Raw genomic sequence first — 9,818 nt, forward strand, 5'->3', positions numbered from 1 at the left:
GATAGAGAAAGGCCAGAATGTTCAGCGCGGCCAAGAGCGAGGAAAGGTGCTTTTTGCCGTGCCCGAAGTTATGCTCCAGGTGATAGCCCCGGTTTTTGAGCACGTTGTTGTTTTCGTTTTCAATCTTTCAGCGCGTGCGGGCGATTGGTCGTAGGAGGCGAGCAGGTGGCCCACGATCGCGTCGCAGAAATTGATGGCGGCCAGGTAGGCGCGGATGGCTTGCTTCCAGGTGTTCGTGCCGTCCTGCTTCAGGATGGCTTCGTGGTCGCCAAGATGTTGCGTCAGATCGATGCCGGGCCATTCCTGTTTCTAGGTTCAATCCACCCGGCAAGAGCGCGGCGGGCGAGAGCGACTGGGTATTGGTGCTGGAGAGGAAATAAACAGGAACTCGCGCGAAAGTTGCGCCAGCGAACGTGACACCCGGTGGCACGCGCTTTACCCGATCCTCTTCCGATTCAACCCGAGCGCCTTGATGCGGGAGGCGAGTGTCGTGGGTTTCATGCCGAGCAACTCCGCCGCGCCGCCTTCGCCGAGGATTTTTCCGCCGCTCTGCTTCAGCGCGGCAATGATGCTCTCGCGTTCGTGGCGCTTGAGTTCGTCGCGGGTCAGCATCGCGGATGGCGCGGGGGCTTTGTGCGGCTTCGCTGACTCGGCGGCCTTCGCGTCGGGAAGCTCGAAGCGCAACGGGCCGCCTTGCGACAGAATGACGGCGCGCTCGACGGCGTTTTGCAGTTCGCGGACGTTGCCGGGCCAGTCGTGCGCGGTGAGCTGGCTCAACGTCGCCTGCGTCACGCGCGGGGCGGGACGATTCATGCGCTGCGCGGTGTGCTGGACAAAATGCGCGGCCAGCGGGGCGATGTCGTCGCGACGCTCGCGCAGTGGCGGAATCTCAATCGGGAACACGCTGAGGCGATAGAACAAATCCTGCCGGAATCGCCCGGCCTCGGCCTCCTTCTTCAAGTCGCGATTCGTCGCCGCGATGATGCGGACGTTGACCGTGCGCGTGCGCGTGTCGCCGGCGCCGAGCGCGGAAGTGACTTCCGCCCGCAGGTAAGTGTTCTCCTCCTCCAGCCGCGCCTTCAGGATCTCGATTTCCTCGAACGCGCGGGCGTTGGCAATGCTCACCGCGGCGTGGTCGGCGAAGACGCGCAGCCAGTTAAAATCCTCCTGGCCGAGAACCTTGGTGTCGAAGATGGCGAGCACGCCGAGCACTTCGCCGCGAAAGACGAGCGGCTGCCCGGCGAACGTCTTCACGCCCTCGCGTTTCATCCACTTGGGCTCGGCAATCCACTCCTCATCGCCGCGCACATCGGCGAGCAGCAGCGGTTCGCCGGATTGCCCGGCGCGTCCGACCTTCCGCACGCCGAGCGGGATGCGGCGGAACGCGCCGTCGAGCCGCGTGTAGTTTTCCTTGCCGTCGCCTGGATTGCCCGCGCTCGCCGCGAGACGCAGGCAACGCGTCTGGTCGGGACACTCGGGACGGAGGCGGCACGACTCGCAGATGTCGCCGGGTGCGACGAGCCAGATGCGCGCGAGCACGACGTTCCGGCATTGCGCGATGCCGCTGACGATGGCGCGCAACACGTCGGGCAACGAACGGTTCTCGGCCATCGAGACCATGACTTGGGGAAGGTTCGCGCAGTTCACGATTTCTTGGCTAAAACAGCGAAGGCGGTTGCTCCACAAACCGCTTCGCCGACTCGACGTGGTAAGTCGTTTGGCAGTTCGGACAAATCAGGTGGAACTCGTAGAAGTAATCGCGCCCCGGTTTCCTTTTTCCGCTCCGCTTGATGACGGGCGTTGAACATTTCCCACACGGCTCTCCTTCCTGCATGTCAGGGCGGACGCCGTCGGTCTCGGGTTTGTTCTCGTAACCCTCGTCCGCCGGGAGATTCGGCTGGCGCAAGGCGGCCATGGCAAGCTGATCGCACCGCTCGTTTTCCGGATGGCCCGCGTGGCCTTTCACCCAGCGGAATTCCACGTGATGCGTCTGGCACAACGCATCCAGCCGCTGCCACAAATCCACATTCTCCGGGCGTTCGGTCTTGGTGCGCCACCAGTTCTTCCGTTTCCACGCCGCCACCCAGCCCGCCATCATGGCCTTCACCACATACTGCGAATCGCTGTAGAGCGTGACCTGGCAGAGTTGCTTCAACAGCTCCAACCCCGCAATGGCGGCAAAGACCTCCATCCGATTGTTGGTGGTCTTCCGAAACCCGCCGCTGACCTCAGCGCGTTTCTTGGGATGAATCAGCACCGCGCCATAACCGCCCGGGCCGGGATTCGGTTCGCATCCGCCGTCGGTGTAGATCTCCACTGCCGGCAACGCAGCCGAAGTTGAATTCTCGTTCGCGTTCACAAATTCAATGCTCCAACAGAGCTACAGAAAATAGCCCAGAGTTGCTCGGTCGCCCGGCTGCTTTCGACCGAGCTACCCTGGGTCAACGTCCCACAAAATAATTCTCCCTCTGCTCATCTGATGAGGAGAGGGCCGGGGTGAGGAGGCGGTCGGCCACGGTCTTCACCTGTTTGGCCAGATGATTGTAAGCCTCAACGAGGAAGCCGCCCGTGCCGCTGGCAGGATCGAGCACAGTCTCGCCGAGGCGCGGGTCGGTGACGGCGACCATGAAGCGCACGACGGTGCGCGGGGTGTAGAACTCGCCGGAATCGCCCGCGGCATCGCGCATCTCGCGGGCCATGGATTCGTAGAGCGCGCCCAGCGTGTGCAATTCGTCGCTGGAGGTGAAATGGATGCCGGCGATCTTGTTGACGACGTCGCGCAGGAGGTAACCGCTCTTCATGCGGTTGTCCACGCCCTTGAACACGGTGGCGACGGTGTCGCGGGCGCTGCTGGCCGCGCTGGCGATGTCGGAACTGGTCAACTTGCGGAGATAGGCGAACAACCCTGCGCCCTTCTTGCCGTTGGGCAACGTCGCTTCTTCGTTGTTGATGAATGCGACCATAACCCATCAACTCAAGCCAAGTTTGCGCCGCTCGGTATCCGACAGAATCCGGCGAAGCGCATCGAATTCAACTTGCGCAACTTCACGCCGGACTTTGTTGGCAAGGTCAAAAGCTCCGCGTCCAAAGACCACCCGCCCGAATTCTTGGACAAAGCCGGGCACTGAACGGGCAACTTGCGTGATTGTGTTTGTCACCGCGCCTTTGAGTGGATCGCCGCCGGACAATTGTGCGACCAGCGCTCCGGAAGCGGGAGCAGCCAGAATTTCCCAAAGCACTCGGACTGGCGTTGAGTCGAATTTGGATTCCTGTGGCGAGAACAGGCGAGACGCTTCAGCAAGCTCGTGCTTGATCTTGACCGCCTCGCCGACGGTTCGGCAGGTTTGCAACGCATCCAGTCGCTGCCACACTTTCTTCCGTGCGTCAGCCCACTCGGCACGGAGTTCTCGGATGACGACTGGAATCGCATCTCGCCGGGCGCATCTGGAAAGCACAACGCCAAGCATCGGCGGAACGTGCAAGCCCAAACCATCTCGTGGAATGGTTGTCGCGTAGTCCTGCCACTCCTTATCGAGGTTCTCAAACAGGAGTTCAGGATATTTCTGCGTCGCGGTTATTGCTGTCTGTCCGAATTCGCCTACCAGCAATGCACTGCCTCCTTGCCGGCAGACACCCAAAACGCGCTTGAGATATTCTACGTGCGTATCGAAATAGATATTGCCCTTTTCCGCATTCGCAAAATTAGAGGCGACTTCAAGCAGAGAAGGCGTCAATTCCATTTCTGGCACGGGTGACCGGGCGTTCTGCTCTGTGAAAAAGTCAAAACCCGTCAGCACAGGCCCAATGGCTGTTATTACGTTGCGCCTACCGGCTCGCCTTTCCTCTTCGGTGAACTCGAAATCTGTTTCGGGATCATACGGCCACGGCGTCAACTCCATGACGATTTCGTCGTGAAGCAACACCGTGCGAATGAACCGTTCAATGGCCGCGAGATCGCGCAGCGTGTCGAGTGGGCCTGACACCAGACTCCTGAGAGGATAAAAGGACTCGGGATCGCAAACTGCAACTTTCATAATCAAGTGCTTCCTTCCAGACGCACGATTCGCTCGCGGGCATGGGCAATCTGTGCAGTATGTTGAGGTGACGCCAAATCAAGAAACCGGCGGTAGCTTTTTACTGCCGCAGCAGACCTTCCAAGTTCATCCTCTGCGTATGCCTTGTTGAACCAGCGTGTCGCGTCGTGTGGATCAATGGCGAGCGCGTTGTCGAAACAAACAACCGCCGCCTCTAATTGGCCAAGGGCAAGGAGCGTGCCCCCCTTGTTGTTCCATGCCTCGTGGTATCGTCGGTTAATGGATAACGCCTTTTCGTAACAAGCAATCGCTTCGTCGTTCCGCCCCAGCGCATCAAATGAGTTCCCTTTGTTGAACCAAGTAACCGCGTCACGCGGGTCAATTGCCAAGGCCTTGTCGTAAGATGCAAGCGCATCTTTGCGTTGACCGAGAGCGGCGAGAGCAATGCCGTTGTTGAACCATGCGTGGCTGTATTGCGGATCAATCGCCAGTGCCTTTTCGTAACAAGCCAGCGCTTCTTTGTGCTTGCCGAGCGTGTTGAGGCAAGCGCCAAGATTGTTCCACGCCTCGGCGTAGCGCGGGTCAACGGCAAGTGCTTCTTGATAACAGCCAATCGCTTCGCGACTTCGCCCAAGAGAACCGAGGACTCTGCCCTTGTTGTTCCAAGTCTTGCCATTTCGGAAATCAGTGACCAAGGCGTTGTCATAACAAACAAGCGCCTCCTCAAACCGCCCCATCGCATCAAGGCAACTGCCTTTGTTGCTCCACACCCCATCGAGTTGCGGCGCGATGGTCAATGCTTTGTCGTAACACTCCAACGCCTCACCGTGCCGCCCCAACTCTTGAAGATCGAATCCCTTGTTGCTCCAAATCTTGGCTTCTCCGGCGTCAATGGCCAATGCTTTGTCGTAACAGATAATCGCTTCCTCGCGCCGTCCCAAGGCAGATAGAGACATGCCCTTGTTGTTCCAGAATCTTGCCGTTTGTTCGTCGGCGGACGGAACAACGAAGTCTTTTCCGGTCAGATTCTGAAAGATTGGTTCGAGCGCGCGACGCAGTTCGCCAAAATCTGAATACCGCTTCGATGGCTTCGGATTCAAGCAGCGTTCAACGACATCACGAAACGGTCTAGCAACAGGCGGGATGCGTCCAGACATTTGGCGGTCGTATGCCTCACGCATGTAAGCCTCGATGTCGCCGCGAAACGAACCGACAAACGGAGGTGACGGACTGTGCGTCGCCATTTGCCAGAGAACCAAACCGAAACTGTAAATGTCGCTCCGCACGTCAGCAGGTTCGCCACGATAAACTTCCGGCGGCATATATCCCGGCGTGCCGCAGCGCACGTTTCCATCCGACCGCAGCACACTGAAGCCAAAACAGCCCGATTGACTGCCAGCGACCAAAGAAGCGTTGAGCGCAGCAGCGCCCTTGGCCGCTGCCGCCGAAAGGCCAAAGTCGCTAATCTTCAGGACTTGTTCCGAGATGAGGATGTTGGCCGGCTTGATGTCCCGGTGACAATTCACGCCACGAGCATTGGCGTGCTCCATTCCCAGGCAGAACTGAATTGCCCATTCGGCGCGTGACCTGCTCCGGCGGAATCGGCTCGCGCCACTGAAGATAGTCGAACAAGCTGACGCGCCCACTGGCGTCGGGCTGAACATAATCCATAGCGACAAACAGCCGCCCGGAAAACGCCTTGACCCACTGCGCCTCCAAAATGAAAGGGTGTTCTCCCAGATTTATCCAAACGAGCGCTTCCTTCTGAAACGAATCTCGTGCGCCAGCGTCCGCCAAAAACTCATCGCGGAAAGTCTTCAACGCGTAGCCGTGACGGGTTTGCTGGTCTCTCACCAAAAAAACGATGCCGAAGCCACCCTTGCCAAGCGTGCCCAAAACTTCGTATTCGCCTCCAATGACATCACCAGTTTTGAAAATGTTTTCTGCGTCAGGCATATCGCTTTGGAACTCTGTCGAGCAGCGCGTCAAATTGATCTCGTGAGCAGTTAAGCAGCTTGTCTGGAATACCAGCCAACCGCGTCTTGATGCTCTGCGCCAACGATGGTTCAAGCGGCATGAAAAGCTGGTCAGCCTCTGTCCGACGACGCATTTCCATCTGATGCTGTGGCGAGCTTTCTCCGGCGGCGATACCCTTCGTCATCTCTCCCGTTTTCAAATCAATCATGGTCATCGTGACAGGTTTGGGAGACTGGATTTTGAGGTAGCGAACGAGCAAGTGAGACAGAATCCGGACAATCATGTAGTGCCGTGCGGAATGCTCCTGACCTAGACGGGCGGCTACACCGCGCAACGCTCCAATTCCACCAATCTCACCGAGAACAAAGGCGACTGCCCACGGCGCGTAATAGAAATCTTCGAGTCGCTGTATTAACTGCCCTGCGTCCTTCTCCGCATCAACGATGCTCCACGACAACGCAAAATCCGGCGCGTCAATCGTCTTGAGTGCGTTCCTGACGACGTGTGCGGAGAATGCTTCCTTGTTGGAAAGGCTGTGCTGGCACAAAGCCAACGCCCGAACCACGCGAACATCTCGGACACGAGCGGCGCGGTTGAATAAATCGCTGTCCCACCAGAGTTGTTCAGGGCCAGCGTTGTCAATTTCATCAACCAGTTGCGCGATTTCTTGTTCGTTCATAGTTGCCTTCTCAATTGCAGCAGGCGAGTTCAGTGCGCGCGTCGCGGAGTTGGTCTGCGCCGCCGAATTTGCCGATGATTTCGTTCACGTTGTCGTGCTGGGAAATGGGCGGGAGCAGAGCCGGAAAGGCTGAAGGCTGAATGATGAATGCTGAAGTTCTCGTTCGGTGTAAAGCAGGGCTTGCAGCCGGTTCACAGCCGTCCGCAATTCGTCCGGGCCACCGAACACGCTCACGATTTCACCGACTGAGCCATGTTGCGAGATCGGCGGCAGTTTCAAAATATCCGGCAGGACGAACTGTAATTCCCCGTCGGCCGCATATTTTTCGAGTAACTCGTTCAGGATCTCCTGCGCCTCCGGCTGGTAATAATGGAAGAAGGCGGCTTGCTGCCGTTTCACGCGGTCGGCGCGCTGGCGGCGGGTGAGCACGGGCGCGTTGAAGGCGAGATGGCACAGCAGGTCGAACGGGTCGGCGTCCGGTTGCCCCGCCTGCGCGGCGACGGTCGCAACATCAATGCCGCGGTCAGCGAGTTGGTGGATGATGTCGGCGCGCTGGCCGGCATCGGCCCAGCGGGCGCGCAATTCGTCCGGGCTGGCGCAGAGTGTCCGCACTTTCTCTGCGGTGTAGTCGGTGAGCTTGACGACGCGGAGTTGTTTGCCGTCGGCATCGAGTTCGTGGACGAGTTCAGCGGCGATTTCCACTTCGGCCTCAGCGATTGCTGTGTCACCCATAGGGATGGCCGGATGCTATGCGGAAAGCCATCGTGTGACAAGGGCGGCACGCGACCTCGACCCCATTTCGACTCCTCACCCCGGCCCTCTCCTCGTTCGGCGAGGAGAGGGAGAATTATTTTGTGGGACGTGAACCCAGGGTAGGTGCTAGCGCACGGCCACCGGCGCACCAACCCTGGGCTAATTTCCGTAGCGCTTTCAGCGCATTTGATTTCGCGGCGGCACGAGACGCCGAACTTCGGCGCAATGCGCGTGGCGAGGTAGTCGAGCGCGGCTTCGTCGGCAGCCAGCCAGTCCGAATAGCCGGCGGCTTGCGCGGATTCGTAAGTGGACGTGCAGTGGTTCATCGCTTCATTTGGGTGGCCAGAATTCCTCGATGCGCAGGCGGCGGGCGATGACTTCGGCGGACACCCCGAATTGCCGGCAGATGTGGTTGGCAATGAAACCGAGGGCGGTTTCGCCACTGGCATCCCATTCCGTGAATCCAGCCGTACGCGCGGTTTCAACGGCGGTTTTGAGGGATTCTCGCAACGTTACAGGCGGGACGAGAAATCGCCCGGCAAATTCGTAGGCGTGGCTTTCCAGCCAACTGTATTCCCGCTCCGGGATGTTTTTGATGAATTCCCGCCATCCCTCCGCATTCGCGTGGCGCAGGTTGCGATAGAGTTCGCCGTGCAAAATCAAGTGACCAATCTCGTGCGTGACGGAAAAGCGCAGCCGGTTCTCTGCCCGCGGGTCCATGAACGCGTCGCGGTCCACCACAATGGTTTTGAGGTCGCCCAGCAACAGGGCGTCAATATCGCCGGCGCGTCGAAGGCTCGCTTTGGGCACGAGTTCCAATCCGAGATCGAATTCTACAGGATCGAGTACGGGGACAGGGAGCGTGCCTTGGGGTAACAGGCGTTGGCGCAGTTCGTCCGCCTGTCTCCAAATATCGGTGCGTCGGAGATAAGGAGCTTTGAATCGCTGCGCGTCCATGGTTGCCCGGTGGTTCAGCGTTCGCGCAGCAGTTTGATGAGGTTTTCCAGTTCCTCGTCGGTCGGTTTGTTACCGGAGAGAGTGCGAAAGAAAGCAGGTAGCTTCTCAACCAGCTCCTCATCCTTGAGCACGTAATCCGGGATGCGCCCGGCATCCACGGCGGCATAGTCGAAGAACTTTAGCCAGTCGTCCGAGCCTTGTTTGAGGCCGAGTTGCTTGGCCCAGGTGCGGAGGGTTTCCTCGTCGCGCGGTGGCGAGAGCACTTCGCGTTCAATCTTGCTCCAGTTGCTGGGGTCGTGCCCGTGTTCCAGGCAGAACTCCCGTAGGCCGAGACGTTGTTTTGCCCGGATTTGTTTTATAAATTCGCCGAACATAGTCTTGGTTTCGTTGTGGTTAATTTACTACCACACCCGCTGGCAATGGCAAGAGGGAATTCCGTGGGCAGAGTTTGCCGCCTCGTCGTTTTCGGCGAGACGCGCGCAGAACTTCTGCATTACGAATAAGCGTCATTTGGTATTACGACAATTCGTAAATTACGAAGTGTCGTAGCAGGGCTGTCTTTCAGTATTTCCTGAATTACCCAGTGTTTGAAGGGGTTTTGGAGAAATCCCTCACCTGGCACGATTCCAGTGATAGGAGTTGGCAGCGCCGCGAATTGCGGCATGAACAAACGAAACAAAAGCGAAACCGAAAGAACGATCATGAACCGCATCACTCAACTCGACCCGGCCACCGCGACAGGCAAGACCAAGCAACTCTTCGACGGCGTCCAAGCCAAACTCGGCATCGTACCGAACCTCTTCCGCGTGCTCGGCAACTCGCCTGCCGCACTCGAAGGCTACCTCAACTTCTCCGGCGCGCTGGCGGTGGCGCGCTCAACGCCAGGGTGCGCGAGCAAATCGCCCTCGCGGTCGCCGAGGGAAATCTGTGCAGCTACTGCCTGAGCGCGCACACGTTCATCGACGGGAAGGTCGGCCTGTCCGAACAGGACATCGCCGCCGCGCGCCAGACGAATGCCGCGTCGGACAAGACCGATGCGATTCTGAAGCTCGCGTTGAGCATCCTCGTGCAACGCGGCGAAATCAGCGACAGCGCGCTCAAGTCCGCCCGCGCCGCCGGTCTGATGGACGGCGAGATCGTCGCGAACGTCGCGAACGTCGCGGTGAACATTTTCACCAACTACGTGAACCACGTCGCACGCACGGTGGTGGATTTCCCCGAGGTCAAGCCCGGTGAAATCGCTGCCCCGGCCGAAGCGTGCAGCACGGGTTGCGGCTGTGCGGATTCCGGCGAAAGCGGACACTGATTCCGATAATTGTCGGACACCTATTCCAATCGAACTCGGACAGTGGTCGGAGCGAAGCGACGGTCTGGGCTTAGCCATAAAAAACTGTCCGAAATGAGTCAAGCTTTTCGCC

9 protein-coding genes and 2 pseudogenes are annotated in these 9,818 nt (G+C 58.8%); 1 reads left to right on the plus strand and 10 read right to left on the minus strand.

Annotation, left to right across the window (positions count from 1 at the left end):
- The 10 genes and pseudogenes from FJ398_21805 to FJ398_21850 all read right to left on the minus strand — a co-directional run bounded on the left by FJ398_21805 (position 1) and on the right by FJ398_21850 (position 8,774).
- Positions 1 to 136, minus strand: a pseudogene (locus tag FJ398_21805) (ISNCY family transposase).
- Between the two features lie 299 nt (positions 137 to 435).
- Positions 436 to 1,620, minus strand: coding sequence for a sigma-54-dependent Fis family transcriptional regulator (locus FJ398_21810; GenBank protein MBM3840547.1), 1,185 nt, complete (start codon positions 1,618 to 1,620; stop codon positions 436 to 438).
- Positions 1,621 to 1,657: 37 nt separating this feature from the next.
- Positions 1,658 to 2,326, minus strand: a complete 669-nt coding sequence (rnhA, locus tag FJ398_21815; GenBank protein ID MBM3840548.1) for a ribonuclease HI — start codon at positions 2,324 to 2,326, stop codon at positions 1,658 to 1,660.
- 115 nt (positions 2,327 to 2,441) lie between these two features.
- Positions 2,442 to 2,963 carry an SAM-dependent DNA methyltransferase gene (locus FJ398_21820; protein ID MBM3840549.1) on the minus strand — a complete coding sequence of 174 codons (522 nt, stop codon included), beginning with the start codon at positions 2,961 to 2,963 and terminating at the stop codon, positions 2,442 to 2,444.
- A gap of 6 nt (positions 2,964 to 2,969) precedes the next feature.
- Positions 2,970 to 4,034: a hypothetical protein gene (locus FJ398_21825; GenBank protein MBM3840550.1), complete on the minus strand. Its 1,065-nt coding sequence runs from the start codon at positions 4,032 to 4,034 to the stop codon at positions 2,970 to 2,972.
- Between the two features lie 2 nt (positions 4,035 to 4,036).
- Entirely contained in the window at positions 4,037 to 5,698 is a 1,662-nt protein-coding gene (locus FJ398_21830; protein ID MBM3840551.1) for a tetratricopeptide repeat protein, read from the minus strand.
- Positions 5,496 to 6,104, minus strand: a complete 609-nt coding sequence (locus tag FJ398_21835; GenBank protein ID MBM3840552.1) for a hypothetical protein — start codon at positions 6,102 to 6,104, stop codon at positions 5,496 to 5,498. The genes FJ398_21830 and FJ398_21835 overlap by 203 nt, the downstream gene beginning before the upstream one ends.
- Before the next feature lie 670 nt (positions 6,105 to 6,774).
- The gene (locus FJ398_21840) at positions 6,775 to 7,422 is read right to left on the minus strand and encodes a hypothetical protein (protein ID MBM3840553.1); all 648 of its coding nucleotides are present in this window, start codon (positions 7,420 to 7,422) and stop codon (positions 6,775 to 6,777) included.
- Positions 7,423 to 7,773: 351 nt separating this feature from the next.
- The gene (locus FJ398_21845) at positions 7,774 to 8,400 is read right to left on the minus strand and encodes an ImmA/IrrE family metallo-endopeptidase (protein ID MBM3840554.1); all 627 of its coding nucleotides are present in this window, start codon (positions 8,398 to 8,400) and stop codon (positions 7,774 to 7,776) included.
- Positions 8,401 to 8,414: 14 nt separating this feature from the next.
- Complete coding sequence (locus FJ398_21850; GenBank protein MBM3840555.1) at positions 8,415 to 8,774, minus strand: helix-turn-helix transcriptional regulator; 360 nt, start codon at positions 8,772 to 8,774, stop codon at positions 8,415 to 8,417.
- Positions 8,775 to 9,101: 327 nt separating this feature from the next.
- Between FJ398_21850 and FJ398_21855 the strand changes: the two are divergent.
- A pseudogene (locus FJ398_21855) lies at positions 9,102 to 9,706 on the plus strand (carboxymuconolactone decarboxylase family protein).
- Positions 9,707 to 9,818: the final 112 nt, after the last annotated feature.

It is taken from the genome of Verrucomicrobiota bacterium (assembly GCA_016871535.1).
Classification (GTDB): domain Bacteria; phylum Verrucomicrobiota; class Verrucomicrobiia; order Limisphaerales; family SIBE01; genus VHCZ01.

Excerpts from the sequence above, each read along its gene's own strand:
- FJ398_21810 (MBM3840547.1), bottom strand. The coding sequence starts at position 1,620 with ATGGTCTCGATGGCCGAGAACCGTTCGTTGCCCGACGTGTTGCGCGCC.
- FJ398_21825 (MBM3840550.1), bottom strand. The coding sequence starts at position 4,034 with ATGAAAGTTGCAGTTTGCGATCCCGAGTCCTTTTATCCTCTCAGGAGT.
- FJ398_21820 (MBM3840549.1), bottom strand. The coding sequence starts at position 2,963 with ATGGTCGCATTCATCAACAACGAAGAAGCGACGTTGCCCAACGGCAAG.
- FJ398_21840 (MBM3840553.1), bottom strand. The coding sequence starts at position 7,422 with ATGGGTGACACAGCAATCGCTGAGGCCGAAGTGGAAATCGCCGCTGAA.
- FJ398_21845 (MBM3840554.1), bottom strand. The coding sequence starts at position 8,400 with ATGGACGCGCAGCGATTCAAAGCTCCTTATCTCCGACGCACCGATATT.
- FJ398_21830 (MBM3840551.1), bottom strand. The coding sequence starts at position 5,698 with ATGTTCAGCCCGACGCCAGTGGGCGCGTCAGCTTGTTCGACTATCTTC.
- FJ398_21850 (MBM3840555.1), bottom strand. The coding sequence starts at position 8,774 with ATGTTCGGCGAATTTATAAAACAAATCCGGGCAAAACAACGTCTCGGC.